Source organism: Herbaspirillum huttiense (assembly GCF_047300815.1).
Lineage (GTDB): Bacteria > Pseudomonadota > Gammaproteobacteria > Burkholderiales > Burkholderiaceae_D > Herbaspirillum > Herbaspirillum huttiense_A.
In genome coordinates this window covers 3,531,805-3,557,561 of sequence record NZ_CP178608.1, presented here as the reverse complement: position 1 = coordinate 3,557,561, position 25,757 = coordinate 3,531,805, and the positions used below count along the sequence as shown (strand labels likewise).

The following is a 25,757-nucleotide window of genomic DNA, read 5'->3' as shown; positions in this document are numbered from 1 at the left end:
CCTCGTGGAGATGCGATCACGCCGCCGCGCCGCTGCGGATCTGCTCCACCAGCAGGCGCGCGCTCGGTTCGTCGATGATCAGTTCGTTGATGAAGCCGCCGCGCAGTGCGGCCTTGAGGCCCGGCAGCTTGCCGGTGCCGGAGACCACGCACAGCGAATGCGCGGCGCGCGCAAAGCACGCCATGTCCGGGCCGCTGTTGCGGGCATTGAAGGCCACATCGCGCCAGGAGCCGTCGGCGCGGAAGAAGACGGTGGCGATGTCGCCGACCAGGCCTTCGTCGCGCAGGATCTGGCGTTCTTCTTCACCCAGATAGCCGGCGGTATGGATATAGCTGCCGGTGGCCTCGGCCCCGATGGAGAACAGCAGGATGGAGGCGCGTTCCTGCAGGTCGCGGATGGCCTTGATGCTCTTTTCTCGCCACAGCGCCGTGCGCGTTTCGGGATAGTCGAAGAAGGCCGGCACCGGCAGGTGATGGGCGCGTGCACCATAGTTCTGCGCAAAGCGCGAGACGATGGATTCGCTGAAGCTGTTGATGAAGCTGGCACCGCTGCCGGAACCATTCAAGGCGACCACGTCCACGTCATGCACGTGGCGCGGCAGCAGTTGGTCGGCGATCTGTGCCACGGTAGTGCCCCAGGCCAGGCCGATGACGGTGCCCGGCGTGACCAGGGAATTGACGTAGGCGGCGGCGTGGCAGGTGACCCGCTGCAGGGTTTCCTTGTCGGTGGCGGCGGCCGCCACCGGAACGACCTGGATCGACCGCAGCCGATAGTGATGGGCGATGGCCGCTTCCAGGCTGCCGGAGACCTGCTGCGGATCGTGCACGCGGATTTCCACCAGGCCACGGTCCAGTGCAAAGGACAGCAGGCGCGAGACGGTCGCGCGCGAAGTACCGATTTCGTCGGCAATCGCGGCGGTGGTCATGTTCTGGAAGTAGTAGAGCCGCGCTACGCGCACCGCCATGTAGGCAGTTTCCTGTCTATCCCCTTGGGCCATTGTTATTGTGCTTACCTGTGAATGTGAACTGATGGCGCATGCCCTTGGACTGCCCCCCGGCAGGCCAGGCCGGCTTGGCCTCCTGACAACGTTTTCACGATGGTAGCGAGCGATTGTTACCGCTTGATGAACAAACGTTCCAATTTGCCGAGGTGGCGGGGAGGCAAAAGAAAAGCGACGCACCAGGCGTCGCTTTCAAGGGGGATCACAGGAGGAGAAACATCAGTGCCGCATCACGCGCCGCATCACGATGGGCGGGGCTTCCTGCGGATTGGCGCGGGTGTATTCCAGTTCCGGCGCGATCTCGAAGCCGAAGGCGGCATACAGGTCCACCAGCTGCACCTGATCGGTGCGTACCGCCAGCCGCAATTCGCGCACATCGGCTGACTGGGCACGATGGATCAGGGCTTCCATCAGGTGCTGGGACAGGCGTTCACCCCGGAACGCCGGGGCGATGCCCATGCGGAGGATTTCCCAGACATCGCTTTCGGTGTCCAGGGGCAGCCAGCGCACCGAACCGGCAGGCGTCTCGCCACTGAGCAGGATGAAGGCGCCCCCATGCTGCAGGTCTTCCTGCACATGGTCGGGTGCTTCGCGGTGGCCCGAAGAACTGGGCGCAACCTTGTTGGCCCAGCTGTGACGGGTCAGTTCGGCGATCAGGCTGGCATCTTCCGAGGTGGCTTCGCGTATCACCAGGTTCATGACGTTCTTTCCTCCTGCACAGGCAAACGACAGCGATGGCCTTAGCGCACGCGCATGCCCGGCTCGGCACCCGGCCAGGGGTTGAGCACGTAGATGCCCGGATTGGCCTTCTCGTCCTTGGCGGAGGCGGCCAGCACCATGCCTTCGGAGACACCGAACTTCATCTTGCGCGGCGCCAGGTTGGCCACCATCACGGTCAGCTTGCCGACCAGTTCTTCCGGCTTGTAGGCCGAGGCGATGCCCGAGAAGACATTGCGGGTACGGCCTTCACCGGCGTCCAAGGTCAGGCGCAGCAGCTTGGTGGAGCCTTCCACGGCTTCGCAGTTGACGATCTTGGCGATGCGCAGGTCGACCTTGGCGAAGTCATCGATGGAGATTTCCGGCGCCAGTTCTTCGATGGCGCTTTCTGCCGCTGCGGGTGTGGCCGCAGGCGCTTCCGGCGCTTCGAACAGGGCATCGAGCATCTTGGGATCGACGCGCTGCATCAGGTGCGAATAGGCATTGATGACGTGGCCATCGGCCAGCGGCACGGCCACATCGTTCCACTGGAAGGGCTGGACCTGCAGGAAGGCTTCCACCTGGGCAGCCAGTTGCGGCAGCACCGGCTTCAGGTAGACGGTCAGGATGCGGAAGGCTTCGAGCAGGCGGCTGCAGACTTCGTGCAATTGCGCATCCTTGCTGCTGTCCTTGGCCAGTTCCCAAGGCTTGTTGGCGTCCACGTAGGCATTGATGGCGTCGGCTTGTTCCATCACCAGGCGCAGGGCCTTGCCGTATTCGCGCTGCTCGTAGAGGCTGCGGATCTCCTCGGCCACGCCGCGCAGCTTGGCCAGGAATGCGTCATCGGCAGTCGCCCACTGGGTGGAGACGCGGCCTTCGAAGCGCTTGGCGATGAAGCCGGCAGCGCGGCTGGCGATGTTGACGTACTTGCCGATCAGGTCGGCGTTGACGCGGGCGACGAAGTCGTCCGGGTTGAAGTCCACGTCTTCCACCTTCGCGTTCAACTTGGCGGCGATGTAGTAGCGCAGCCATTCCGGATTCATGCCGATATCCAGGTAGCGCAGCGGCGAGATGCCGGTGCCGCGCGACTTGGACATCTTCTCGCCGCTGACCGTAATGAAGCCGTGCGCGAACACGTTGGTCGGCGTCTTGCGGCCGGCGAACTTGAGCATGGCGGGCCAGAACAGGGTGTGGAAGTAGGTGATGTCCTTGCCGATGAAGTGATACTGCTCGGTCTTGTCATTGGCCATGAAGGCATCGAAGTCGCGGCCGGTCTTGACGAAGTAATTCTTCAGCGAAGCCAGGTAGCCGATGGGCGCGTCCAGCCAGACGTAGAAGTACTTGCCCGGTGCGTCCGGAATCTCGATGCCGAAGTAGGGCGCATCGCGGCTGATGTCCCAGTCGCCCAGGCCGCCTTCGCCGTCCAGCCATTCGCGGGCCTTGTTGGCCACTTCCGGTTGCAGGCGGTTGCTGTCCAGCGCCCATTCGCGCAGGAAGGCCACGCACTTCGGATCCGACAGCTTGAAGAAGAAATGTTCAGACGACTTCATCACGGGCGTGGCGCCCGAGAGGGTCGAGTAAGGATTCTTCAGGTCGGTCGGGGAATAGACCGCGCTGCAGTTCTCGCAGGAGTCGCCGTACTGGTCCTTGGTACCGCACTTGGGGCATTCGCCCTTGATGTAGCGGTCCGGCAGGAACATGTTCTTCACCGGATCGTAGAACTGGTCGATGGTCTTGGTGGAGATCAGCTTGGCCTCGTCGCGCAGGGCGCGGTAGATCTCCTGGGACAGTTCATGGTTCTCGGGGCTGTCGGTGGAGCTCCAGTTGTCGAAGGCGATGTGGAAGCCATCCAGGTACTGCTTGCGGCCGGCGGCGATGTTGGCCACGAACTGCTGCGGCGTGATGTTGGCCTTTTCGGCGGCGATCATGATGGGCGCGCCGTGGGCGTCGTCGGCACCGACGAAGTGCACCTCATTGCCCTGCATTCGCTGGAACCGGACCCAGATATCGGCCTGGATGTATTCCATGATGTGGCCGATGTGGAAAGCGCCGTTGGCGTAGGGGAGTGCGGTCGTGACGAAGAGTTGGCGAGGTGCGGAAGTGCTCATTGGCGATACGGACGATGCAAGTAGGTTAAGGCGCGTGCGCGCCGAAAAAGCAAGAAAGCTGCAAGAAAACTGCCATGAAAGAGGGGCATTCTATCAGCCACAGGGCCTTGGGCGCAGTAGTTGCTCCATTGCAATCAAAGTGAAGCTTAGTGCAAGGGTGGTTTGATTGCCGCACAGGGCGGGCCTGGCGCGATTGGTTTAGACTTGCGGGTTCTGAGCAAGGAGAACCAATGAGCATTACCGTGGAAGAGATCAAGGCGGCCCTGTTGCAGGTGATCGACCCCAATACCGGCAAGGACATGATCCGTGGCAAGGAAGCCCGCAACATCCGCGTCGAGGCTGGCCGCGTGCTGCTGGATGTGGAGCTGGGCTATCCGGCGGCCAGCCAGATTGCACCTATCCGCCAGCTGGTTGAAGAGGCGCTGGGCAAGCTGCCGGGCGTGACCGCAGTCGAGGCCAACGTCTACTTCAAGATCGTGGCGCACGCGGTGCAGCGCGGCATCAAGCTCAAGAGCAACGTCAAGAACATCATCGCCGTGGCCTCGGGCAAGGGCGGGGTGGGCAAGTCCACCACGGCGGTCAACCTGGCGCTGGCGCTGTCGGCCGAGGGCGCGCGCGTGGGTATCCTGGATGCCGATATCTATGGCCCTTCGCAGCCCATGATGATGGGCATCTCCGGCCAGCCCGAGACCAAGGATGGCAAGACCATGGAGCCGCTGGAAAACCACGGCCTGCAGGTCTCGTCCATCGGTTTCATGATCGATCCGGACGAGCCCATGGTCTGGCGCGGCCCCATCGTCACGCAAGCCCTGCAGCAACTGCTGGACCAGACCAACTGGCGCGACCTGGATTACCTGATCGTCGACATGCCGCCGGGCACTGGCGATGTGCAGCTGACCTTGTCGCAAAAGGTGCCGGTCACCGGTGCGGTCATCGTCACCACCCCGCAGGACATCGCTCTGCTGGATGCCCGCAAGGGTTTGCGCATGTTCGAGAAGGTTGGCATCCCCATCCTGGGGATCGTGGAAAACATGAGCATGCACGTCTGTTCCAACTGCGGCCATGCCGAGCCCATTTTCGGCGTGGGCGGTGGCGAGAAGATGTGTGCGGACTTCGGCGTGGACTTCCTGGGGGCCTTGCCGCTGACCATGGAGATCCGCCAGCAGACCGATTCCGGCAAGCCCACCGTGGTGGCCGATCCGGACGGCAAGGTGGCCGAGATCTACAAAGCCATCGCCCGCAAGGTGGCCGTGAAGGTGGCCGAGAAGGCGCGCGACATGACCAGCAAGTTCCCCAGCATCGTGGTGCAGAACGACTGATGTGCGCCCCGGGGCGGGCCGCCGGCATGGCGTGCCGCCCTGCAAAGGCGTTAAAATGACGCCTTTCCGAATTCCTTTGCTTGACCGATGGCCGGCCCTGGCATTCCAGGACCGGCCTGATTTTTACTCGCTATCATGACTGCCACTCAAGTTCGTACCCGTTTCGCTCCCAGTCCCACTGGCTACCTGCACCTGGGCGGCGCCCGCACGGCGCTGTTCTCCTGGGCCTACGCCCGTCGCTTCGGCGGCACGTTCGTGCTGCGCATCGAAGATACCGACGTCGAGCGTTCCACCCCGGAAGCGGTGCAGGCCATCATCGAGGGCATGCAGTGGCTGGGGCTGGAGCATGACGAAGGTCCGTTCTACCAGATGAAGCGCATGGATCGCTATCGCGAAGTGATCGGCCAGATGCTGGAGCAGGGCACGGCCTACTATTGCTACTGCACCCCGGAAGAAGTGGAAGCCATGCGCGAGCGCCAGCGTGCGGCCGGCGAGAAGCCGCGCTACGACGGCACCTGGCGTCCCGAGCCGGGCAAGACCTTGCCGGCGATCCCGGAAGGCCGCAAGCCGGTGGTGCGTTTCAAGAATCCGCAAGACGGGGAAGTCAGCTGGAATGATGTGGTCAAGGGCCCCATCACCATCTCCAACCGTGAGCTGGATGACCTGGTGATTGCTCGTCCGGACGGTACGCCGACCTACAACTTCTGTGTTGTGGTGGATGACTGGGACATGAAGATCACCCACGTCATCCGTGGCGATGACCATGTGAACAACACGCCGCGCCAGATCAATATCCTCAAGGCCCTGGGCGGCACGCTGCCCGAGTATGGCCACGTGCCGATGATCCTGGGTGCGGATGGCGAAAAGCTGTCCAAGCGCCACGGTGCGGTGAGCGTAATGGATTACCCGGCCCAGGGCTATCTGCCTGAGGCCATGCTGAACTATCTGGCGCGCCTGGGCTGGAGCCATGGTGACGACGAGATTTTCTCGATGCAGCAGTTCTGCGAATGGTTCGACCTGGATCACCTGACCAAGGCCCCGGCGCAATTCAATCCGGAAAAGCTGAACTGGCTCAACAACCATTACATCAAGCTGGCCGACAACGCTCGCCTGGCGGATCTGGTCCGTCCGTTGCTGCAGGCGCAGAGTGCGGTGTTCGAGGGCGCGCCTGATCTGGCGGCCGTGATTGCTCTGCTGAAGGATCGTGCCAATACCGTCAACGAGATTGCGGCTGCGGCGCTGATGTTCTATCGCCAGCCGGCCCCGGATGCGGCCCTGGTGGCCCAGCACATTACCGAGGCGATCAAGCCGGCGCTGGCTGACTTTGCCCAGCGCGTGGCGACGGTGGAGTGGAGCAAGGAAGCGATTGCGCCGATGATCAAGGAAGTGCTGGCTGCGCACGGCATCAAGATGCCGCAGCTGGCGATGCCGTTGCGGTTGATCGTGGCGGGGCAATTGCAGACGCCGGCCATTGACGCCGTGCTGCAATTGTTTGGCCGTGAGGCTGTAGAGGCACGTTTGGCGGCATATCTTTGAAAAAAAGAAATTATTTTTCAAAAATCTGTTGTCTTTTGAAAAGAGGTATTGCATAATCTCGCTTCTTCGCAACGGGGGTATAGCTCAGCTGGGAGAGCGCTTGCATGGCATGCAAGAGGTCAGCGGTTCGATCCCGCTTACCTCCACCAGCGACCCGCAGATGTTTGGCGGTGATATTTCAGGCGAAGCTTGAAGTGTAGAAGTAAGAAGTAATGTGAAGTACCTGCTTGTCCCCTTCGTCTAGAGGCCTAGGACATCACCCTTTCACGGTGAGTACGGGGGTTCGAATCCCCCAGGGGACGCCAGATTTCGATATCTGCGCTGTCACCCAGCAGGCAGCGCAGGTATGTAGCGGTACAGTGTCCCCTTCGTCTAGAGGCCTAGGACATCACCCTTTCACGGTGAGTACGGGGGTTCGAATCCCCCAGGGGACGCCAGGTTGTGAGGCAGTCCGGTTGCCGCCGGATTGTTGGAAAGTTGAAGTAGTCTGATTGATCAGGCTACCTTGAGGTTGGATAGTCTGTAGTTTGGGACTTTTCCTTTCGCAGGGGGTATAGCTCAGCTGGGAGAGCGCTTGCATGGCATGCAAGAGGTCAGCGGTTCGATCCCGCTTACCTCCACCAGCGACCCGCATGGAAATGTGGGGTGAATTGGCGGAAGAGCTGATTCGAGGAATGTTGTAGTTGTAACCGTTTTGTCCCCTTCGTCTAGAGGCCTAGGACATCACCCTTTCACGGTGAGTACGGGGGTTCGAATCCCCCAGGGGACGCCAAATAAAAAAGCCCGCGCAAGCGGGCTTTTTTATTTGGTGGCCCCTAGCGATGTGCTTGAGCACATCGCGGGGGGGATTCGAAGGGTTTCGCTTGCAAGCGAAACCGGGCCCGCGGCACGTGGGCGAATCCCTCGCTCGCGCAGCGAGCGTTAGCCTACGACTGAGCGCGCACGGAACGCAATCCAAGCCACCCCAGCCAGCTGAAAGCCCGCGCAAGCGGGCTTTTTTGTTTGGTGGCACCTAGCGATGTGCTTGAGCACATCGCGGGGGGATTCGAAAGGTTTCGCTTGCAAGCGAAACCGGGCCCGCGGCACGTGGGCGAATCCCTCGCTCGCGCAGCGAGCGTTAGCCTACGACTGAGCGCGCACAGAACGCAATCCAAGCCACCCCAGCCAACCGAAAGCCCGCGCAAGCGGGCTTTTTTGTCTGCTGGCACCTAGTGCATTTGTCTCTCAAGTAACATTTTCCCCCGGCATTTTGCGCTATCCTCCCGGCAAACCTCACCGCAGGAGCCTTCATGACCGCAGCCGCCCATCTCGACATCGACCCTCGTGGCCTGGCCACGCTGACCCTCAACCGCCCTGATGTCCACAATGCCTTCGACGATCAACTGATCGCCCACCTGATCGACCTCATCAACGAGGCGCGTGACGACAAGCGCACCCGCGTCCTGCTGCTGGCCTCCACCGGCAAGTCCTTCTCCGCCGGTGCCGACCTGGCCTGGATGCGCCGCATGGCCGACGCCTCGCGCGAGGACAATCTGCGCGATGCCCGCAAGCTGGCACTGCTGATGGAAACCCTCAACAGCTTCCCGGCACCGACGGTGGCCAAGGTCCAAGGCGCAGTGATGGGTGGCGGTGTCGGCCTGGTCTCGTGCTGCGACATCGTGGTGGCTTCCGAGGCGGCCTTCTTTGCACTTTCCGAAGTCAAGCTGGGCCTGGCTCCGGCCGCCATCAGCCCGTACGTGATCGCCAAGATGGGCGTATCGCAGGCGCGCCGCTTCTTCGTCTCTGGCGAGCGTTTCTCGGCCATCCGTGCCGCCGCCATTGGCCTGGTGCATGAAGTGGTGCTGGCCCAGGAACTGGATGCCAAGGTGCTGCAAGTGATCGATACCTTGCTGGCCAATGGACCACAGGCCATGCGCGCCGCCAAGCAACTGGTACAGGTCGCCAATCCGCTGCAGGTCACGCCTGAACTGGCGGAATATACGGCCGGCGTCATCGCCGACCTGCGCGCCTCCCCGGAAGGGCGGGAGGGCCTGCGCGCCTTCCTCGAAAAAGACGCCCCGGCCTGGACACGCGCTTCCTCTTCAGCAGGATAAACATGAAATCCATGCACGTAGCCATCGCCGGTGCCGGTCCGGCCGGATTGGCCATGGCGCTCTATCTCAAGCGCGCCGGCCACCGCGTTACCTTGCTGGAACGCTTCGTCACGGCCGCGCCAGTCGGTTCCGGCCTGATCCTGCAGCCCACCGGACTGACAGTACTGGAAGACCTGGGTCTGTTCTCGCGCATCGCCGCGCTGGGCCAGCGCATCGACCGCCTCTACGGAGCGGACGCCCTCAGCGGCAAGACGGTGCTGGATGTGCGGTATGACGCCGTACGCGGAGGACGCTATGGCATAGCGGTCCATCGTGCGGCCCTGTTCGGCGTCCTGCAGGAAGCGGCGCAGCGGGAGGGGATCGAAGCTGAAACCGGCCATGAGATCAACGGCCTGGAACAGGGCAGCGCAGGTGCCAGCCTGAGCACTGCGGATGGCCGCCGCATCGGTCCCTTCGATCTGGTCATCGATGCCAGTGGTGCCCGTTCGCTGCTGCGCCGCCACGCGCTCAATACCTGCGAGCCGAAGCGCCTGCCCTATGGAGCCTTCTGGGTTTCCTTGCGCGCCCGGCCTGGCCTGTCGTTCGGTGCGAATTCGCTGGTGCAGCGCTATCGTCGCGCCAGCACCATGATCGGGGTGCTGCCCATCGGCCGCCCGAGGCAGCAGGATGATCCCATGGTGGCCTTCTTCTGGAGTACCAAGCCGGACCAGGTGGAGCAGCTCAAGCAACGGGGGCTGCAAGCATGGAAGGAGGGAATTCATGCGCTGTGGCCGGAGTGTGAACCCTATCTGGCCCAGATCGATGGCTTCGAGCAGATGACGCTGGCGCGTTACGGCCATCACACCCTGCCTTCGCCGTATGGCCAGCGGCTGGCCATCATAGGCGATGCCGCCCACTCCACCAGCCCGCAGCTGGGGCAGGGGGCCAACATGGCCTTGCTCGATGCACGGGCGCTGATTCACGCCCTGCAGCAGTCCGATACGCTGCAACAAGCGCTGCCCCGCTATGCCGCTTCGCGCCGCCGCCACGTGCGGACCTTCCAGGCGATGTCGGCGATGTTCACGCCGTTCTACCAGTCCGATTCGGTGTGCTTGCCTTGGGTGCGCGACCAATTGGCGGCGCGCTTGTCGGTGGTGCCGCCTGCACCGCACATGTTGGCGCGGATGGTGGCCGGCACCTTGGTCGATCCCTTCACCTCGATTGGCTTGCAGGAGCGCGACTGGAACATCGCACCCCAGCCCTCGGCCCTGGGCTGATCGGGTTCAACCCGGGAAGCCATTTTCCTTCACTTGCGCTCTTCGCGGCAGAACAGGCGGCCGCGGCGCTGGCAGCGTTCGCGTTCCTCGGGCGTCATCGCTTCCCAGCGTGCCTGCATGAAGCGGCGCTTCTCATGCCAGCCGCCATGCCGCCCGCGAAAACCGCCGAACAGCACCCGGCACAGCACCAGCAATCCCAGCGCCCGCCAGAAGCCGATCTCGGCTACGCCCGGGAAGATCGGCGGCATCACCCAGTTCCACAGCAGCATCACCACCACGCCCAGCACCGGCACGCACAGCAGGCACAGCAGGAGTTTCACGCCCCAGCGGCGCGGATCACGCCCGCCACGGAAGCCACGATCGCGGCGCGCCGGGGTGGGGGGATTTTGAGGCATGTCGTTCTGATCCATTACATCTCCAATTCGTCATAAACCGCCTGCAAGCGCTCGCGCAGATGCAGGACTGCATAGCGCTTGCGCGCCAGCAGGGTATTCAAGCTGGTGCCACTGGCAGCAGCCATTTCCTTGAAACTGAGCCCATCGAGTTCGTGGGCGATGAAGACCTCGCGCTGCGCTGGCGGCAATTCGTCCAGTGCCGCCTGCAAGGCCTCGATCAGCGCCGCACGCGCATAGGCCGCTTCCGGACCGCCATCGCTGGCCGGCAGCACCAGGTCCAGCCGCCAGCTGTCTTCACCACCCTCGCCACCCTCGACTTGCTCGATGTCGTGCGCCTCGGGCAAGGGTTCTTCCTTCTTCTTGCGGAAGCGGTCGATGATGCGGTTGCGCGCCACCCGGAACAGCCAGGCGCTGACCTGCTCGATGGGTTCCGGCAGGCGGTAGGCCTGGACGAACTCATAAAACACTTCCTGCAGGATGTCTTCGGCCTCGCCGGCGTCAGCTACCCGGCGGCGAATGAAGCCGCCCAGCCGGCTGCGTTCGCGCATGACGGTGGCGGTGATCTCGCGGTCCTGGTCGCTCATCGGGGAGAGGGTGGAAATGGGCTGCATGCCCTGAAGACGGTTGTTCTCAGGGCATATTGTGGATCGGGTGGAAAAAAAGAGGGGAAACTGCGAAAGGGAAATGAAGAAACAAGCAAAACCAGCGCGTTTGCGCGGGGAGCCATGGCCCTGCAAGCCGCTCCCCGCCTGAGGGTCCAGTCCTTACAGTTCGATGCGCGTGCCCAGCACCTGCAGGAACTGCGCCAGCCACGCCGGATGTGCCGGCCAAGCCGGGGCCGTGACCAGCTTGCCGTCGGTGATGGCGGCATCCACGGCGATATCGGCGAATTGCCCGCCGGCCAGCTTCACCTCCGGCGCGCAAGCCGGATAGGCCGAGACCTTCTTGCCTTCCAGCACGCCCGCCGCAGCCAGCACCTGCGGACCGTGGCAAACGGCGGCGATCGGCTTGTCAGCCTTGGCGAAGGCTTGCACCAGCTCGATCACCTTGGGGTTCAGGCGCAGGTATTCCGGTGCGCGGCCACCGGCCACTACCAGCGCGTCATAGCCTGCCGCGCTGACATCGTTGAAGCTGGCGTTGAGGGCGAACTGGTGGCCGGGCTTCTCGGTATAGGTCTGGTCGCCTTCGAAGTCGTGGATGGCGGTTTTGATCTTGTCGCCTGCTTTCTTGCCGGGACAGACCGCGTGCACCGTGTGGCCGACCATCTGCAGGGCCTGGAAGGGCACCATGGTTTCATAATCCTCGGCGAAATCACCGGTCAAGAGCAGGATTTTCTTTGCAGCCATCGTCATCTCCTTGGGATAAGGCCGCCGGCGCGGGGAGGGACCGGGCGGCCGGGTTGAAACACACCTTGTTGCGGGCTGGCTTGGGCAGGATTCACTCCAGCCAGCGCATCCGGCGCGACTGTCCCATCAGGAAGTCGCGGTTGAGCTCCACGCAGTCGCGCAGGTAGCTCCACAGGGCCGATACCCGCGCCACATGGCGCTGCTCGCTGGAAGCCACCAGCCAGAAGGTGCGGGTGATGGCGATCTGTTCGGGCAGCACCGGCACCAGCTCGTCGGACCGCTGCGCCAGGAAGCAGGGCAGGATCGCCAGCGCCTGGCCGGCGCAGGCCGCCGTGTATTGCGCCACCACGCTGGTGCTGCGGAAAGCCCGGAAAGCGTCGGGTGCCACCGTATCCTTGTAGCGCAATTCTTCACTGAAGACCAGATCATCGATATAGCCGATGAAGTTATGTTGCGCCAGGTCATCCATGGTGTGAATCGGCGCGTGCCTGGTCAGGTAGTCACGTGAAGCATAAAGCTTCAGGACATAGTCGGACAGTTTTGTGACCACGTAATTACCCGACAGCGGCCGTTCGATCGACACGCTGATGTCGGCCTCATGCTTGGACAGATTCACGAAGCGCGGCATCGGCAGCATGTCCACCGTGATGTGGGGATTGCGGGCGCAGAAATGCGCGATGTGCGGCGCCAGCACGAAGGTGCCGAAGCCTTCGGTCGCGCCCAGCCGCACCTGGCCGGAGAGCTTGCTGTTGTGTCCGCCCAGTTCTTCGGTGGCGGCATAGAGGGTGCTTTCGACCTGCTCGGCATATTCCACCAGCCGGTAGCCGTCGGCGGTGAGCTTGTAGCCGTGGTTGTTGCGGTCGAAGAGCTGGCTGCCGACCTGCTCCTCGAAGCGCTTCATGCGGCGCGAGACGGTGGAGTGGTCGATGCCCAGCTTCTTGGCGGCATCCACCAGGCCCTGGCTGCGGGTGAGTTCGAGAAAGATCCTGAGGTTGTCCCAGTCCAGCATGTGGTCTCCATGGTTGCATCGCCGCCAATGTGCATCAATGCAAAAGCGTTTTGTCTTTGTGGTTATTGTATCGATAAATACGCACATGCAGAATAGCGGGGCCGTGATGCCGCCCGGGAAGACAGAGGCCAGGGGCGGCAGACGGCAGGAGACAACGGCAAGACCCGGCGTCCAAGAACGCGGGCAGGTCCGACAACAATCACAAGATCAAGGAGACAAGATGTCCAAGAACGCTTTCAGCCGTTCCCTCACGGCTGCGGCCGTGGCCTGTACGGTGTCGCTGGCCACCACCGCCATGACGGCTATGCCCGCTCGCGCCCAGGATGCCAACACGGTCAAGATCGGGGTGCTCACCGACATGTCCGGCCCCTACTCGGCCATGGGCGGCCAGGGTTCGGTAGTGGCCGCCAAAATGGCGGTGGAAGACTGCCTCAAGAATGAGTGCAAGGGCATGAAGATCGAGATTCTCTCGGCCGACAACCAGAACAAGCCCGACGTCGGCGTGACCCGCGCCCGTGAATGGCTGGACCGCGACAAGGTCGAGGCCATCGCCGATCTCACCAATTCCTCGGTGGCCCTGGCGGTGCAGAAGCTGGTCAAGGAAAAGGGCGGCATCGCCATGTACAGCGGCCCGGCCACTGGTGCGCTGACCACGGCTGAATGCGCCACCAACGGTTTCCACTGGATGTTCGACACCTACTCGCAAGCGGCCGGTGCCGCAGCGGCGCTGACCAAGCTGGGCAACAAGTCCTGGTACTTCGTGACGGTGGACTACGCCTTCGGCCATTCGCTGGAGAAGGATGCCTCCGATGTGGTCAAGGCCAATGGCGGCACGGTGGTGGGTTCGGTGCGCCATCCGCTCAATGCGTCTGACTTCTCGTCCTTCCTGCTGCAGGCGCAGGCCTCCAAGGCCCAGGTGATCGGGCTGGCCAATGGCGGCACCGATGTGGTCAACGCCATCAAGCAGGCCCGTTCCTTTGCCATCGGCGGCAAGGACCAGCGCCTGGTGGCGCTGCTGGTGTTCCTGTCGGATGTGCATGCGCTCGGGCTGGAGGCTGCGCAAGGCCTGGTCTATACCGATGGCTTCTACTGGGATTACGACGAGCAGACCCGCGCCTTCTCCAAGCGCTTCGAAGCGCAGTTCAAGAACATCAAACCAACCATGGTGCAGGCCGGTGTCTATTCCAGCGTCTACCAGTTCCTGAAGGCGCGGGCGGCCGCCAAGACCTCGGACTGGAAGGTCGTGGCGCAGAAGATGCGTGACATCCCGATTTCGGATGCCGTCATGCGCAACGCCTCCATCCGTCCGGATGGTCGCGTGATCCATGACATGTACCTGTACCAGGTCAAGACCCCGGCCGAGTCCAAGGCCCCGTGGGATTACCTGAAGCTGCTGTCGGTGATCCCGGCCCAGCAGGCCTTCCGTCCGATGGACGCGGCCTGCCCGCTGGTCAAGCAGTAATGCCTGTGGCCGGGAGCTGCTCCCGGCCTTGCTCTCCCCATCCTGTTCACCTCTTCACAATGGAAATTGCAATGAGCCAAGCCAACATCCCCAACGTTCCCCTGTACCTCAACGGTGAAAAGGTGCAGTCCACTTCCAAGGAGTGGCGCGACGTCCTGAACCCGGCCACCCAGGAAGTGGTGGCCCGCGTGCCTTTCGCAACCAAGGAAGAAGTCGACCGGGCCGTGGCCAACGCCAAGGACACCTTCAAGACCTGGCGCAATACTTCACTGGCGCAGCGCATGCGCATCATGCTGAAGTTCCAGCAACTGCTGCGCGAGAACATTGCGCCGCTGGCCGAAATGATCACCCGTGAACACGGCAAGACCCTGCCGGACGCCGAAGGCGAAGTCATGCGCGGCCTGGAAGTGGTGGAACATGCCTGCTCCATCACCTCGCTGCAACTGGGCGAACTGGCCGAGAACGTCGCCGGCGGCGTGGACGTTTATACGCTCTACCAGCCGCTGGGCGTGGGGGCGGGCATCACCGCCTTCAACTTCCCGGTGATGCTGCCTTGCTTCATGTTCCCCATCGCCGTGGCCTGCGGCAATACCTTCGTGTTGAAGCCCTCCGAGCAGGACCCGACTTCCTCGCTGTTCCTGGTCGAGCTGGCCAACCAGGCTGGTCTGCCGCCGGGCGTGTTGAACGTGGTGCATGGCGGCCCGGACGTGGCCAACATGATCTGCGACCATCCCGATATCAAGGCAGTGTCCTTCATCGGTTCCACCCATGTCGGCACCCATATCTATCGCCGCGCCAGCGAAGCCGGCAAGCGCGCCCAGTGCATGATGGGTGCCAAGAACCACTGCATCGTCTTGCCCGACGCCCCCAAGGATCAGGCCATCAACAACCTGCTGGGTGCGGCCTTCGGTGCGGCCGGCCAGCGCTGCATGGCCAATTCGGTGGTGGTGCTGGTGGGCCAGACGCGCGAATGGATTCCCGAGATCGTCGAACGCTCCAAGGCCATGAAGGTTGGCCCGGGCACCGACCGCAAGGCCGATGTCGGCCCGCTGGTGTCCAAGGCGGCCAAGGAACGGGTCGAACGCCTCATCGCCAGCGGCGTGGAGCAGGGCGCCAAGCTGCTGCTGGATGGCCGCAATTGCAAGGTGGCCGGCAGCGAGAACGGCAACTTCGTGGGACCGACCGTCTTCACTGGCGTGAAGCCCGAGATGGACATCTACGCCCAGGAAATCTTTGGCCCGGCCATGTGCATCGTCGAACTGGACACGCTCGATGAAGCCATTGCCTTCATCAACGCCAACCCGAACGGCAACGGTACTTCCATCTTCACCAGCTCGGGCTATGCGGCGCGCAAGTTCCAGAACGAGATCGACGTCGGCCAGGTCGGCATCAACGTGCCCATTCCCGTGCCGGTGGCCTACTTCAGCTTCACCGGTTCGCGCGCTTCCAAGCTGGGCGACCTCGGTCCCAACGGCAAGCAGGCCGTGACCTTCTGGACCCAGACCAAGACCGTCACCGCCCGCTGGTACGCGCCCGATGAAGAAGCCGGCCAGGTCAACACCACCATCACCCTGAAGTAAGGAGAGCAGCATGAGCGCCAACATCGTCTTCATCGGCCTGGGCAATATGGGATTGCCGATGGCGCAGAACCTGGTCAAGGCCGGTTTTTCGGTCAGCGGGCATGACCTGGTCAAGGCCAGCGTGGACAAGCTGGTGGAAGTCGGCGGCAAGACCGAAGCCGACTCCATGGCGGCCGTGGCCAAGGCCGACGTGGTCATCACCATGCTGCCGGCCAGCCGCCATGTGGAGTCGCTCTACCTGGGCGAGGCCGGGGTGCTGGCCTCGGCCAAGCCGGGCGCGCTCTTGATCGATTGTTCCACCATTGCTCCGGAAGCGGCGCGCAAGGTGGCGGCAGCGGCCAAGGCGCGCGGCTTCGAGATGCTGGATGCGCCCGTTTCCGGGGGCACCAACGGGGCGACGGCAGGCACGCTGACCTTCATGGTGGGCGGCAGCAAGGAGGCTTTCGAAGCCGCCCAGCCTTATCTGCAGAAGATGGGGAAAGCAATCTATCACGCAGGTGAAAGTGGCAGCGGCCAGACCGTCAAAGTCTGCAACAACATGCTGCTGGGCATCCTCATGATCGGGACGTCGGAGGCGATCCGCCTGGGCATGGCCAATGGCATGGATCCCAAGGTGCTGTCGGAAATCATGTCCAAGAGCTCGGGCCGCAACTGGACGCTGGAGGTCTACAACCCTTGCCCCGGCGTGATGGAAACGGCGCCGGCCTCCAAGGGGTATGCGGGCGGCTTCGGTGTGGATTTGATGCTCAAGGACCTGGGGCTGGCCGTGGAGAATGCGCTGGCCACCAACTGCGCCATTCCGCTGGGTTCGACGGCACGTAACCTGTACGACATCCACAGCATGAACGGGGCAGGCAAGCTGGACTTCTCCAGCATCTTCAACATGCTGGGCAAGGCGCAGTAAATCCGTATCACCCAGGCAGCAAAAAGGGACAGCCTCTTGCGGGGCTGTCCCTTCGTTTTTCTGCGTGCTGATGTACAGCTTATTTCTTCACTTCATCCTCGATGTGAGCGCGGATGATGTCGGCGAAACTGGCATCGGCCGTAAAGCCCAGCGCCTTGGCGCGCTTGGCTTCGAAGGCACCGGGCCAGGAATTGACGATGCGTTTGATGGCTTCGTCTTCCTTCCATTCGATCAACTGCACCACTTCCTTGCCGGCGACTTGTTCCAGGGCCTCGACCATGTCCTTGACGGTCACGCACAGGCCGTCGATGGAGAGGAAGCGGGCCAGGCCCAGGTCAGCGCCATTGATTTCATGGCCGTGGATCAGGTTGGCGATGGCCTGGCGCGGCGACATCAGCCACATGCGGGTATCGGGCGTGACCGGGCAGACCGAGGGCTGGCCATTGAGCGGTTCGCGGATGATGCCCGAGGCGAAGCTGGAGGCCGCCTTGTTGGGCGCGCCCGGGCGCACCGAAATGGTCGGCATGCGCAGCGCACGGCCGTCGATGAAGCCCTTGCGCGAATAATCCTGCACCAGCAGTTCGCCCATGACCTTTTGCGCACCGTAGGAGCTTTGCGGCATCAGCAGGGTGTTGTCGGGGACCACGGCCGGCAGTTCGCCGCCGAACACCGCCACTGAACTGGTGAAGACCACGCGTGGCTTGGTACCCAGGGCACGGGCGCGCTCCAGGATGACGCGGGTGGCGTCGAAGTTGATCTTCATGCCCAGGTCGAAATCGGCCTCGGCGTGGCCGCTGACGATGGCGGCCAGGTGGAAGATGGATTGCGTCTCGGGCGTGATGACGCGCTCGATCACGGCAGCGTCGGCGATGTCGCCGGTGACGGCTTCGATGCGCGGATCAGTGAAACCCTGGGCCGGAACCACGTCCAGCAGGGTGATGCGCTTGATCTCTTGCGGCTGGCCGTCGCGGCCGGTCAGGGTGCCGCGCTGCAGCAGCTGGCGCGCCAGTCGGCTGCCCAGGAAGCCGGCGCCGCCGGTAATGACGATATGCATATGTTCTCCTCGTGATCTGTCGTCGCAATAGGGGGATAGGAACGCTTGAGCGAAACCCGCGCAGCGCATTATAGCGGAAGTTGTAATACAACTTTGAGAATATGAAGCGGAAGTCACAAAAGCCCATGCCTGCGCGGTATCATGCGCGCCATGAAGACTTCCTCCTCCTCCAGGCCGCAGGCGTCGGCGCTCGCCACCATGGCCGCTGCTGCGCGCGGCAAGACCACGCTGGCCGACCATGTCACCAGCGTACTGGCACAGCAGATCCGCAGCGGGGAATTCGCCCCGGATGCACGCTTGCCTTCGGAGATGGAGTTGACCGAACGATTTTCGGTGAGCCGCACGGTGATCCGCGAAGCCATTTCGCGCTTGAAGTCCGAGGGGCTGGTCGGTTCGCGCCGGGGCAGTGGCACGGTGGTGCTGCCGGTGACGCAGGCCACGCCCTTCCGGCTGGACCTGAATGTGGATGATGGCCGCGACTCCATCCAGGCAGTACTGCGGGTGATCGAGCTGCGGCGCGGGGTGGAAGGAGAAATGGCCGCCCTGGCGGCACAGCGCCGCACGCGCGCGCAGAACCTGGCGATCCAGCAGGCCTTGCAGGCCATCGATGCGGCAGCAGCAGCGGGGCGCGATGGCGTGCAGGAGGATTTCGCCTTCCATGCTGCCATCTCCAATGCCTCGCACAACCCGCTTTATACCTCGCTGGTACAGTTCCTGAGCCAGTTCCTGCACGCCGCCATCCGTGTGTCGCGCATGAACGAAGCGCGCAGCAACGAGTTCGTGCAGCAGGTGCGCGCCGAACATGCGGCGCTGGCACAAGCGATCAATGATGGCAATGCCGAGGCTGCGCGGGCAGCGGCCTTGCGCCATATGGAGCAGTCGGCCCTGCGCCTGCAGGCGGCCGACAAGGCCTTCTGGGCCAGCGCGGAAGGACAGGCGGCGGCGCGGGACCTGGCGCGGGTGAGGGAAGGGGGATGAGCTTCAGGGTTCATCTTTTTCCCGTAAAACAGGCATAAAAAAACGCTGCACCAGGCAGCGTTTTTTTATTGGCATCGGCTAACGATCAGCCGCGCACGACCTTCTTGTACTCGTTGGTGCGGGTGTCGATTTCGATGTCGTCATCCTGGCTCACGAACAGCGGCACCATCACGGTGATCTGGTTGGCTTCGATGGCGTTTTCGATCTTGGCTTCCTTCAGGACGTTGCCCGAAGTGTTGCCCTTGACGGCCGGTTCCGAGTAGGCAACCTTGCGCACGATGGTGGTCGGCATTTCGACCGAGATGGCCTTGCCGTCGTAGAAGACAGCTTCGCATTGCATGCCGTCCTTCAGGTAACCGATGGCGTCGCCCATGTTCTCGCCTTCGATTTCGTACTGGTTGTACTCTTCGTCCATGAAGACGAACAGCGGGTCAGCGAAGTACGAATAGGTCACCGGCTTCTTGTCCAGCACCACGACGTCGAACTTGTCGTCGCCACGGAAGACGCTTTCTTGCGGGCTGTTGGTCAGCAGGTTCTTCATCTTCCACTTGTAGGTGAAGCCGGTACGGGAAGAACCGTTGACGTCCGAGCGCAGGACGATCATGGGCTTGCTGTCGACCATAATGATGTTGCCGACGCGGATTTCTTTTGCAAATTTCATAGCGATGTGTCGTGAAAAGTAGGTTTTTTCAAACTGTCAGTAGCCCACTGGTAAAACTTCTAAAACTTCACCGCAAGCCCACGTACGATTGAATTCCAAACTGCGTTAAAACGGTAGCCCGCTATTTTAACCCATTTTCCGCGCTCTTCCACTCTTCCAGGGCGAGCCGGCGGGCGAACCCGAGCAAATTGTCCATCCAGTCGCCATTTGCCAACAGCTTCTTTACCCATTGTTCAGCTTGGCCCGACAATGCCGGCAGCTCAGCCTGCAGCGTCTGCCATGTTGCCTGCCAGTCGAGCTCGCCCGGATAAGCGCTGTTCCAGGCCCGGTTGAGGTCGGTCGCGGCGGGCGTGGCCGGGTCGTAAATCTTCAGGAAGGCGTTGAGCTTGGTGTGGTGCAGGTTCTTGTCCTGGTGATAGATGTTCCAGACGAAGGGGCGGCCGGCCCATTGGGCGCGTGCGAAGGAATCTTCACCGCGCACGAAATTGAGGTCGCAGCTCCACAGCAAGCAGTCGTAATCGGTCTGCGCCACGAAGGGCAGCACACGTACCGTCAGTGCGCCCTGCGTGGCCACGGTGCCGGCGCGCATCGGTGCGCCCAGGAAGGTCTCGACCGCCGCGCGGCCCACGCCTTCCGGCACCAGGCAGGTGACCGGGAGGGGCGAGGCTTGCCAGGCCGCAAACAATTCGGCAATCGGGGCGTAGTCGTAGCAGAACAGCGAGACCTTGCAGGCCTGCGCTTCGGCCGCAGTCACGCCCAGCCCGGCCAGGAAAGCCGGGCCTTCATTGTGGGCCAGGAAGGCCTGCCGCCGGGCTTGCAGGTCGGCTTCGAAGCTGAGCCCGCCGGTTCGTTCATTGAAGCCGGGGAAGAAGAAATACTTGGTCAGCTTCAGCGAGCGATGCGGGGAGGGCAGGGTGTGGCAGCCTTCGACCCAGGGTTCGGCCGACAAGCCTTCCAGGTTGAACCAGACGGGCCTGGGCGATCGCTGCGCCATGGCTTCCACATAGCCGGGCGGGATCTCGCAGCCGAAGAATTCAATGACGATATCGGCCACATCGTCCGGCGCGAACTGACCGTCCTGGCCGCGCCAGTGCTGGATCGTCACACCGCTGAGCTCTTGGGTATCGGCTTGCGTGTCCACCGTCGGCCAGATGCGCCGGAAGCTCACCAGGTCATCTACCCACAGCCGCACCGCGAGCCCGTGCTCATGCGCCAGCTGCCGCGCCAGGCGCCAGCAGATGCCGATATCGCCATAGTTGTCGACGACCTTGCAGAACAGGTCCAGGGAGCGCAGGGGATTGGGGTGGGAATTCATCGATATGCAGGAAAATACGGGTGCAGGCCGCATGATACCGGCTTGCCGCGGGGACCGACGAAGCGAAATGAACAACACCGACAAATTTTTTCAAATTAAATAGCTTGCAATTCAATTTTGAGCAGTTTAATATGCAGCACATGGACAAGACGCACACAACGAATCTCCCGGACGCACTGATCGACGAAGCCCTGCTTCTCGACAACCAGCTGTGTTTTGCGATGTATTCGGCATCGCTGGCCATGACCAAGGCCTACAAGAAGATCCTGGCCCCGCTGGAGATCACCTATCCGCAATACCTGGTGATGCTGGTGCTGTGGGAAAAGGATGGCGTCACGGTCTCCGAATTGGGAGCGCGCCTCTTCCTGGATTCTGGTACGCTGACCCCGCTGCTCAAGCGTATGGAAAGCATGGGTTTGCTTCACCGCAACCGCGATGCGGGCGATGAGCGCCGGGTGGTCGTGAGCCTGAGCGATGGCGGCCGCGCGCTGCGTGAGAAGGCCAAGGCAATACCGCAGCAGATGAGCTGCATGCTGCCGGGGCTGGATCAGATCAAGGCGCTGGTGGTGGAACTGAAACAGGTCCGCAAGGGCCTGGTCGATGCCGAAGATGAATAAAAATGTAACAAGCTTTGTGTTTTAAATTGTGCGCAATAATATAGTTAATTATTTATATCGTTGACGCCTCCGTAGCGAAGACCGCAGCACCGGAAACATCAGCAATATCAGCAATATCAGCAAGACCGCAAGTGAAGCAGCAAGAGATTGGCAAGCCAGTGCTGACCGAAAGCGAATCTTTCGGCATCACACCCCTCAAACGTAGCCCGCAAGGGTGACGACAACCTGAACTTTGAAAGGAAATACCATGCCTTCGAACAAGATTGAAAAAGCCCTGTACACCGCCACCGCTACCGCCACTGGCGGTCGTGAAGGTTCGGCCAAGTCCTCCGACGGCGTCCTGGACGTCAAGCTGTCGACCCCCAAGGAACTGGGCGGCGCCGGTGGTAACGGCACCAACCCGGAACAGCTGTTCGCCGCCGGTTACTCGGCTTGCTTCCTGGGCGCGCTGAAGTTCGTCGCCGGCCAGGCCAAGGTGGCCCTGCCTGCGGATGCCAGCATCACCGGCAAGGTCGGCATCGGCCAGATCCCGGGCGGTTTCGGCATCGAAGCTGAACTGAACATCTCGCTGCCGGGCATCGACCAGGCCGTGGCGCAAGATCTGGTGAACAAGGCCCACCAAGTGTGCCCGTACTCCAACGCCACCCGTGACAACATCAACGTCACCCTGAACCTGGTGTAATGCCTGCAGGCCGGGCGGGAGCCGATGTGCTTCCTGCCTGCGCCGGTCAGCATGAAGGAAAACGCCGCTGCGTCCATCCGGTCGCAGCGGCGTTTTTTTTCATTTGCCGAAGGCGGATCAAAGTGCCGGACGTTCCTCCCGCAGCACGCCCAGCAGCAAGGTGCGCGCGATGCAACGATGGAAGGGCATGATCGCCGCGAGGTAGGCCTTGCCCAGCAGACGTTTGGTGCGTACTACCGTGGTCACGGTAAGCCACTGCTCTTCATCTGCCGCCTGGCTGGTTGCGGCCGGCGACTTTTCGACGCACAGCCGGAAATCCAGGTGGCGGTCATCCATTCCCATCACGACCCTGGCCGGCGCCGCCAGCAGCAAGGGAAACCCGGCCGGCCCGCCGCCATGGTCGCCGGCCTGCTTGAGGCCCAGCGGTGCCATCAGGCGGTCGCGCAAACGGATCAATGCGCTGACCCAGGCAGGCTGGGACGCCATCATGCGGGCCGCGATCTCGGTCGTATTCAATTTGGCCAGTTGCGGCGTGAGGCGGATGCGGTAACTGTCGGCAAAACCGGCACCTGGCAACAAGGCCCAGTGGCGCGGTGCGGGCGCAACTTCTTCGGTGTGCGAGGCAGGGGAGGCAGGCATGATGGTCTCCAGGCAAGTTGAAAAAAAGGCCGGCAGCGACGCTGCCGGCCTTGCTCCTGCGATCACTCGATCATGTGATCACTTGAGGATGCGATCCCCCGAGCCTATCTGCCGTTGCGCCGCTGCTTTTCCGCCGCACGGGCGCTGGCGAAGCGCTCGTGGGTTTCCTCGGCCTTGCGGCGGCCGAAGGCGTAGTTGGCTTCCAGCCACATGACGTTGATGATGCCGAAGGCCAAAGCCAGGCCGATACCGAGTATCCAGGCGAAATACCACATGATCTTCTCCTCGTTGCAGTTTGCGATTGCGCGTAATCAATACGCCGTGTGTTCGTTCTCGTGGATGTCGCGGGCGGTGACCTTGCCCTTGACCACGCGATAGACCCAGCCGGTATAGACGATGATGAGCGGCAGGAAGATCAGCACCATCCAGAACATCAGGCCCAGGGTTTTGTGGCTGGAGACCGAATCCCAGAGGGTCAGGCTGCTCTTGGCGTCCAGCGAAGAGGGCATGACGAACGGGAACAGCGACATGCCGGCGGTGAGGATGATGCCCGTCACCGACAGCCCGCTGGCGATGAAGGCCAGGCGCGCACTGCGCACCAGCGCCAGCAAGGCTGCCAGCACCGCACCGGCTACGCCCAGCACCGGGAACAGCTTGGTCACGGGCCACTTGGCGTAGTTGTCGAACCAGGCACCGGCGACCACTTCCACCGTCTTGGCCAGGGGGGTGAAGGCGCTGTTGGCGTCGGGCATGGAGGTGATGCGGTAGCCCGGCATCTGGGCTACCCAGAAGCCACCGGCGATGAACAGCAACACCGTCACCAGGGCGGCGCCGATGATGGTCTTGCGCGAACGTTCAGCCACGGCAGCGTCGGTCTTGACGAAGGCGAAGGCCGCACCGTGCATCAGCAGCATGGCCACCGACAAGAGGCCAGCCAGCAGGCCGAAGGGATTCAACAGGGCAAAGAAGCTGCCGGTGTATTCCACCCGCATGGTGTCGTCATAGTGGAAGGGCACACCTAGCAGCAGGTTGCCGAAGGCCACGCCGCAGATCAGGGGCGGCACGAAACCACCGATGAACAGGCCCCAGTCCCAGGCATTACGCCAGCGCGGATCGGCCACCTTGCTGCGGTAGTCGAAGCCCACCGGACGGAAGAACAGCGAGAACAGCAAGACCATCAGGGCAATGTAGAAGCCCGAGAAGGCCGTCGCATACACCAGCGGCCAGGCCGCGAAGGTGGCGCCGCCGGCGGTGATGAACCAGGTCTGGTTGCCCTCCCAGGTGGGGCCGATGGAATTGATCAGGATGCGGCGCTCGGTGTCGTTCTTGCCGGCGAAGGGCAGCATCATGCCCACGCCGAAGTCGAAGCCGTCGGTCAGGGCGAAGCCGATGATGAGTACGCCCACGAAGGCCCACCAGATCAGCTTGAGTGTTTCGTAATCGAAGATCATTCTGCTTTCCTCATTTTCTCTGGTGGCTTAGTGAGTGCTGCCGGCATGGGCAGCTGGGTTCAGGGGCGGCGGCAGGACATCGCCCGGGCCGTTGTCCTTGCCCTTGGTTTCCCAGTAGTACTGGCCGGTGTGCAGGCTGCTCGGGCCCAGGCGTGCGTACTTCACCATCAGGATCATCTCCACCACCAGCAGGAAGGTATAGAACAGGATGAAACCGGCCAGGCTGAAGTAGAGGCTGCCCGGCTGCAGCGAGGAGGCCGACAGGTGGGTCGGCAGGATGCCGGCAATGGTCCAGGGCTGGCGGCCATATTCGGCCACGATCCAGCCGAGTTCAGCAGCGATCCACGGCAGCGGGATCGAGATCACGGCCAGGCGCAGCAGCCAGCGTTGCGGCGCCAGCTGCTTCTTGGCCAGGAACCAGAAGGAGGCCGAGAAGATGAACAGGAACAGGAAGCCCAGCGCCACCATGCCGCGGAAGGACCAGAACAGCGGTGCGACCTTGGGAATGGTGTCGTTCACCGCCAGGCTGATCTGTTCAGGCGTGGCATCGACGACGTTGTTGGTGTACTTCTTCAGCAGCAGGCCGTAGCCCAGGTCCTTCTTGAGCTTGTTGAATTCGGCGCGGGCTTCGGGGGACTTGTCGCCCGCCTTCAGCTTGGCCAGCGCCGCATAGGCCAGCATGCCGTTGCGGATGCGTGCTTCGTGTTCCTTCTTCAGGTCCTTGATGCCCAGCACCTGGGTATCGGCCGAACGGGTGGCGATCAGGCCCAGCACATAGGGAATCTTGACCGCGTAGTCGGTGCGCTCTTCCTTGTCATTGGGCAGGCCGAACAGGGTCAGGCCGGCGGGGGCAGGGTGGGTATCCCACTCGGCTTCGATGGCGGCCAGCTTGACCTTGTTGACTTCACCGGCGGTATAGCCCGATTCGTCGCCCAGCACGATCACCGAGAGCGTCGCGGCCAGGCCGAAACCAGCGGCCACCGCGAAGGAGCGCAGCGCGAAGGCGGTATCGCGGGCCTTCAGCAGATACCAGGCCGACACGCCAAGCACGAACATGGAAGCCGTCACGTAGCCGGCGGCCACGGTGTGCACGAACTTCACCTGCGCCACCGGATTGAAGATCACGTCGGTCATGCTGACCAGCTCCATGCGCATGGTCTCGAAGTTGAATTCGGCGCCCACCGGATTGTTCATCCAGCCGTTGGCGATCAGGATCCACAGCGCCGACAGGTTCGAGCCCAGCGCCACCAGCACGGTGACCACCAGGTGCTGCTTGCGCGAGAGCTTGTCCCAGCCGAAGAAGAACAGGCCGACGAAGGTCGATTCCATGAAGAAGGCCATCAGCCCTTCGATGGCCAGGGGCGTGCCGAAGATGTCGCCCACGTAGTGCGAGTAATAGGACCAGTTGGTACCGAACTGGAATTCCAGGGTGATGCCGGTGGCCACGCCCATGGCGAAGTTGATGCCGAAGAGCTTGCCCCAGAAGCGGGTCATGTCCTTGTAGATCTGGTTGCCGGTCATGACATAGACCGACTCCATGATGACCAGGATCCAGGACAAGCCCAGGGTGAGGGGGACGAACAGGAAGTGATAGAGCGCCGTAACGGCAAACTGCAGCCGTGACAGCGAGACGACTTCATCGATGGGAACCATTTG

24 protein-coding genes and 5 tRNA genes are annotated in these 25,757 nt (G+C 62.5%); 15 read left to right on the top strand and 14 right to left on the bottom strand.

All coding sequences use genetic code 11. The features are described 5' to 3' along the window. Positions 1-16: 16 nt before the first annotated feature. From ACLRDN_RS16320 to metG, 3 genes are all read right to left on the bottom strand, one after another. Positions 17-997 carry a sugar-binding transcriptional regulator gene (locus ACLRDN_RS16320; RefSeq protein ID WP_413457137.1) on the bottom strand — a complete coding sequence of 327 codons (981 nt, stop codon included), beginning with the start codon at positions 995-997 and terminating at the stop codon, positions 17-19. A gap of 222 nt (positions 998-1,219) precedes the next feature. Continuing rightward, the gene (locus ACLRDN_RS16315) at positions 1,220-1,699 is read right to left on the bottom strand and encodes a GNAT family N-acetyltransferase (protein ID WP_413457136.1); all 480 of its coding nucleotides are present in this window, start codon (positions 1,697-1,699) and stop codon (positions 1,220-1,222) included. 41 nt (positions 1,700-1,740) lie between these two features. Continuing rightward, positions 1,741-3,804: a methionine--tRNA ligase gene (gene metG, locus ACLRDN_RS16310; RefSeq protein WP_413457135.1), complete on the bottom strand. Its 2,064-nt coding sequence runs from the start codon at positions 3,802-3,804 to the stop codon at positions 1,741-1,743. Positions 3,805-4,034: 230 nt separating this feature from the next. On the opposite strand from metG, the gene apbC reads away from it, so the two are divergent. The 9 genes from apbC to ACLRDN_RS16265 all read left to right on the top strand — a co-directional run bounded on the left by apbC (position 4,035) and on the right by ACLRDN_RS16265 (position 10,008). Then, positions 4,035-5,123 (top strand): iron-sulfur cluster carrier protein ApbC, encoded by a 1,089-nt coding sequence (gene apbC, locus ACLRDN_RS16305; RefSeq protein WP_134136079.1) that lies wholly within the window; start codon positions 4,035-4,037, stop codon positions 5,121-5,123. A gap of 135 nt (positions 5,124-5,258) precedes the next feature. After that, entirely contained in the window at positions 5,259-6,659 is a 1,401-nt protein-coding gene (gene gltX, locus ACLRDN_RS16300; protein ID WP_413457134.1) for a glutamate--tRNA ligase, read from the top strand. A 73-nt stretch (positions 6,660-6,732) separates the two neighbouring features. Beyond that, positions 6,733-6,808, top strand: a tRNA-Ala gene (locus ACLRDN_RS16295). Between the two features lie 80 nt (positions 6,809-6,888). Further along, a tRNA-Glu gene (locus ACLRDN_RS16290) sits at positions 6,889-6,964 on the top strand. Positions 6,965-7,020: 56 nt separating this feature from the next. Continuing rightward, positions 7,021-7,096: transfer RNA gene (locus ACLRDN_RS16285), tRNA-Glu, on the top strand. A gap of 110 nt (positions 7,097-7,206) precedes the next feature. Further along, positions 7,207-7,282 (top strand) — tRNA-Ala (locus ACLRDN_RS16280). 73 nt (positions 7,283-7,355) lie between these two features. Next, a tRNA-Glu gene (locus ACLRDN_RS16275) sits at positions 7,356-7,431 on the top strand. 517 nt (positions 7,432-7,948) lie between these two features. Further along, the gene (locus ACLRDN_RS16270) at positions 7,949-8,752 is read left to right on the top strand and encodes an enoyl-CoA hydratase-related protein (RefSeq protein WP_413457133.1); all 804 of its coding nucleotides are present in this window, start codon (positions 7,949-7,951) and stop codon (positions 8,750-8,752) included. Positions 8,753-8,754: 2 nt separating this feature from the next. Continuing rightward, positions 8,755-10,008, top strand: coding sequence for an FAD-dependent oxidoreductase (locus tag ACLRDN_RS16265; protein WP_413457132.1), 1,254 nt, complete (start codon positions 8,755-8,757; stop codon positions 10,006-10,008). A 29-nt stretch (positions 10,009-10,037) separates the two neighbouring features. On the opposite strand, the gene ACLRDN_RS16260 is transcribed toward ACLRDN_RS16265, so the two are convergent. The 4 genes from ACLRDN_RS16260 to ACLRDN_RS16245 form a co-directional block, all read right to left on the bottom strand. Continuing rightward, positions 10,038-10,418 (bottom strand): hypothetical protein, encoded by a 381-nt coding sequence (locus tag ACLRDN_RS16260; RefSeq protein ID WP_413457131.1) that lies wholly within the window; start codon positions 10,416-10,418, stop codon positions 10,038-10,040. After that, positions 10,418-11,014: an RNA polymerase sigma factor gene (locus ACLRDN_RS16255; RefSeq protein WP_413457130.1), complete on the bottom strand. Its 597-nt coding sequence runs from the start codon at positions 11,012-11,014 to the stop codon at positions 10,418-10,420. Before ACLRDN_RS16255 ends, ACLRDN_RS16260 begins: the two co-directional genes overlap by 1 nt. A 153-nt stretch (positions 11,015-11,167) precedes the next feature. Next, positions 11,168-11,749 carry a DJ-1/PfpI family protein gene (locus tag ACLRDN_RS16250; RefSeq protein ID WP_413457129.1) on the bottom strand — a complete coding sequence of 194 codons (582 nt, stop codon included), beginning with the start codon at positions 11,747-11,749 and terminating at the stop codon, positions 11,168-11,170. 91 nt (positions 11,750-11,840) lie between these two features. Then, positions 11,841-12,758: a LysR family transcriptional regulator gene (locus tag ACLRDN_RS16245; RefSeq protein ID WP_413457128.1), complete on the bottom strand. Its 918-nt coding sequence runs from the start codon at positions 12,756-12,758 to the stop codon at positions 11,841-11,843. Between the two features lie 220 nt (positions 12,759-12,978). On the opposite strand from ACLRDN_RS16245, the gene ACLRDN_RS16240 reads away from it, so the two are divergent. The 3 genes from ACLRDN_RS16240 to mmsB all read left to right on the top strand — a co-directional run bounded on the left by ACLRDN_RS16240 (position 12,979) and on the right by mmsB (position 16,704). Next, on the top strand, positions 12,979-14,220 hold the full coding sequence (locus ACLRDN_RS16240; RefSeq protein WP_413457127.1) for an ABC transporter substrate-binding protein: 1,242 nt from the start codon (positions 12,979-12,981) through the stop codon (positions 14,218-14,220). A 71-nt stretch (positions 14,221-14,291) separates the two neighbouring features. Beyond that, a complete protein-coding gene (locus tag ACLRDN_RS16235) occupies positions 14,292-15,800 on the top strand; it encodes a CoA-acylating methylmalonate-semialdehyde dehydrogenase (RefSeq protein WP_287019280.1) in 1,509 nt (502 codons plus the stop codon). A gap of 10 nt (positions 15,801-15,810) precedes the next feature. After that, entirely contained in the window at positions 15,811-16,704 is an 894-nt protein-coding gene (gene mmsB / locus ACLRDN_RS16230) for a 3-hydroxyisobutyrate dehydrogenase (protein WP_413457126.1), read from the top strand. A 79-nt stretch (positions 16,705-16,783) separates the two neighbouring features. Here mmsB and denD read toward each other — a convergent pair whose 3' ends face one another. Then, positions 16,784-17,758 carry a D-erythronate dehydrogenase gene (denD, locus tag ACLRDN_RS16225; RefSeq protein WP_413457125.1) on the bottom strand — a complete coding sequence of 325 codons (975 nt, stop codon included), beginning with the start codon at positions 17,756-17,758 and terminating at the stop codon, positions 16,784-16,786. A 141-nt stretch (positions 17,759-17,899) separates the two neighbouring features. Between denD and ACLRDN_RS16220 the strand changes: the two genes are divergently transcribed. After that, positions 17,900-18,736, top strand: a complete 837-nt coding sequence (locus ACLRDN_RS16220) for a FadR/GntR family transcriptional regulator (protein ID WP_413457124.1) — start codon at positions 17,900-17,902, stop codon at positions 18,734-18,736. A gap of 85 nt (positions 18,737-18,821) precedes the next feature. On the opposite strand, the gene ACLRDN_RS16215 is transcribed toward ACLRDN_RS16220, so the two are convergent. Both ACLRDN_RS16215 and earP read right to left on the bottom strand, forming a co-directional pair. Continuing rightward, positions 18,822-19,397, bottom strand: coding sequence for an elongation factor P (locus tag ACLRDN_RS16215; RefSeq protein WP_017451702.1), 576 nt, complete (start codon positions 19,395-19,397; stop codon positions 18,822-18,824). A gap of 121 nt (positions 19,398-19,518) precedes the next feature. Next, positions 19,519-20,712 carry an elongation factor P maturation arginine rhamnosyltransferase EarP gene (earP, locus tag ACLRDN_RS16210; protein ID WP_413457123.1) on the bottom strand — a complete coding sequence of 398 codons (1,194 nt, stop codon included), beginning with the start codon at positions 20,710-20,712 and terminating at the stop codon, positions 19,519-19,521. A gap of 131 nt (positions 20,713-20,843) precedes the next feature. Between earP and ACLRDN_RS16205 the strand changes: the two genes are divergently transcribed. Both ACLRDN_RS16205 and ACLRDN_RS16200 read left to right on the top strand, forming a co-directional pair. Further along, on the top strand, positions 20,844-21,329 hold the full coding sequence (locus tag ACLRDN_RS16205) for a MarR family winged helix-turn-helix transcriptional regulator (RefSeq protein ID WP_413457122.1): 486 nt from the start codon (positions 20,844-20,846) through the stop codon (positions 21,327-21,329). Between the two features lie 247 nt (positions 21,330-21,576). After that, positions 21,577-22,011: an organic hydroperoxide resistance protein gene (locus tag ACLRDN_RS16200; protein ID WP_039785041.1), complete on the top strand. Its 435-nt coding sequence runs from the start codon at positions 21,577-21,579 to the stop codon at positions 22,009-22,011. Positions 22,012-22,128: 117 nt separating this feature from the next. On the opposite strand, the gene ACLRDN_RS16195 is transcribed toward ACLRDN_RS16200, so the two are convergent. The 4 genes from ACLRDN_RS16195 to ACLRDN_RS16180 form a co-directional block, all read right to left on the bottom strand. Beyond that, positions 22,129-22,650 (bottom strand): DUF2867 domain-containing protein, encoded by a 522-nt coding sequence (locus ACLRDN_RS16195; protein ID WP_276842523.1) that lies wholly within the window; start codon positions 22,648-22,650, stop codon positions 22,129-22,131. 104 nt (positions 22,651-22,754) lie between these two features. Further along, entirely contained in the window at positions 22,755-22,925 is a 171-nt protein-coding gene (gene cydX, locus ACLRDN_RS16190) for a cytochrome bd-I oxidase subunit CydX (protein WP_008330178.1), read from the bottom strand. Positions 22,926-22,961: 36 nt separating this feature from the next. Beyond that, on the bottom strand, positions 22,962-24,101 hold the full coding sequence (gene cydB / locus ACLRDN_RS16185) for a cytochrome d ubiquinol oxidase subunit II (protein ID WP_413457121.1): 1,140 nt from the start codon (positions 24,099-24,101) through the stop codon (positions 22,962-22,964). Between the two features lie 27 nt (positions 24,102-24,128). Next, a complete protein-coding gene (locus ACLRDN_RS16180; protein WP_413457120.1) occupies positions 24,129-25,754 on the bottom strand; it encodes a cytochrome ubiquinol oxidase subunit I in 1,626 nt (541 codons plus the stop codon). Positions 25,755-25,757 lie beyond the last annotated feature (3 nt).

Bases quoted from the DNA above. Each gene is read 5' to 3' on its own strand.
- ACLRDN_RS16320 (WP_413457137.1), bottom strand. From the start codon at position 997: ATGGCCCAAGGGGATAGACAGGAAACTGCCTACATGGCGGTGCGCGTA.
- ACLRDN_RS16315 (WP_413457136.1), bottom strand. From the start codon at position 1,699: ATGAACCTGGTGATACGCGAAGCCACCTCGGAAGATGCCAGCCTGATC.
- metG (WP_413457135.1), bottom strand. From the start codon at position 3,804: ATGAGCACTTCCGCACCTCGCCAACTCTTCGTCACGACCGCACTCCCC.
- apbC (WP_134136079.1), top strand. From the start codon at position 4,035: ATGAGCATTACCGTGGAAGAGATCAAGGCGGCCCTGTTGCAGGTGATC.
- gltX (WP_413457134.1), top strand. From the start codon at position 5,259: ATGACTGCCACTCAAGTTCGTACCCGTTTCGCTCCCAGTCCCACTGGC.
- ACLRDN_RS16270 (WP_413457133.1), top strand. From the start codon at position 7,949: ATGACCGCAGCCGCCCATCTCGACATCGACCCTCGTGGCCTGGCCACG.
- ACLRDN_RS16265 (WP_413457132.1), top strand. From the start codon at position 8,755: ATGAAATCCATGCACGTAGCCATCGCCGGTGCCGGTCCGGCCGGATTG.
- ACLRDN_RS16260 (WP_413457131.1), bottom strand. From the start codon at position 10,418: ATGGATCAGAACGACATGCCTCAAAATCCCCCCACCCCGGCGCGCCGC.
- ACLRDN_RS16255 (WP_413457130.1), bottom strand. From the start codon at position 11,014: ATGCAGCCCATTTCCACCCTCTCCCCGATGAGCGACCAGGACCGCGAG.
- ACLRDN_RS16250 (WP_413457129.1), bottom strand. From the start codon at position 11,749: ATGGCTGCAAAGAAAATCCTGCTCTTGACCGGTGATTTCGCCGAGGAT.
- ACLRDN_RS16245 (WP_413457128.1), bottom strand. From the start codon at position 12,758: ATGCTGGACTGGGACAACCTCAGGATCTTTCTCGAACTCACCCGCAGC.
- ACLRDN_RS16240 (WP_413457127.1), top strand. From the start codon at position 12,979: ATGTCCAAGAACGCTTTCAGCCGTTCCCTCACGGCTGCGGCCGTGGCC.
- ACLRDN_RS16235 (WP_287019280.1), top strand. From the start codon at position 14,292: ATGAGCCAAGCCAACATCCCCAACGTTCCCCTGTACCTCAACGGTGAA.
- mmsB (WP_413457126.1), top strand. From the start codon at position 15,811: ATGAGCGCCAACATCGTCTTCATCGGCCTGGGCAATATGGGATTGCCG.
- denD (WP_413457125.1), bottom strand. From the start codon at position 17,758: ATGCATATCGTCATTACCGGCGGCGCCGGCTTCCTGGGCAGCCGACTG.
- ACLRDN_RS16220 (WP_413457124.1), top strand. From the start codon at position 17,900: ATGCGCGCCATGAAGACTTCCTCCTCCTCCAGGCCGCAGGCGTCGGCG.
- ACLRDN_RS16215 (WP_017451702.1), bottom strand. From the start codon at position 19,397: ATGAAATTTGCAAAAGAAATCCGCGTCGGCAACATCATTATGGTCGAC.
- earP (WP_413457123.1), bottom strand. From the start codon at position 20,712: ATGAATTCCCACCCCAATCCCCTGCGCTCCCTGGACCTGTTCTGCAAG.
- ACLRDN_RS16205 (WP_413457122.1), top strand. From the start codon at position 20,844: ATGCAGCACATGGACAAGACGCACACAACGAATCTCCCGGACGCACTG.
- ACLRDN_RS16200 (WP_039785041.1), top strand. From the start codon at position 21,577: ATGCCTTCGAACAAGATTGAAAAAGCCCTGTACACCGCCACCGCTACC.
- ACLRDN_RS16195 (WP_276842523.1), bottom strand. From the start codon at position 22,650: ATGCCTGCCTCCCCTGCCTCGCACACCGAAGAAGTTGCGCCCGCACCG.
- cydX (WP_008330178.1), bottom strand. From the start codon at position 22,925: ATGTGGTATTTCGCCTGGATACTCGGTATCGGCCTGGCTTTGGCCTTC.
- cydB (WP_413457121.1), bottom strand. From the start codon at position 24,101: ATGATCTTCGATTACGAAACACTCAAGCTGATCTGGTGGGCCTTCGTG.
- ACLRDN_RS16180 (WP_413457120.1), bottom strand. From the start codon at position 25,754: ATGGTTCCCATCGATGAAGTCGTCTCGCTGTCACGGCTGCAGTTTGCC.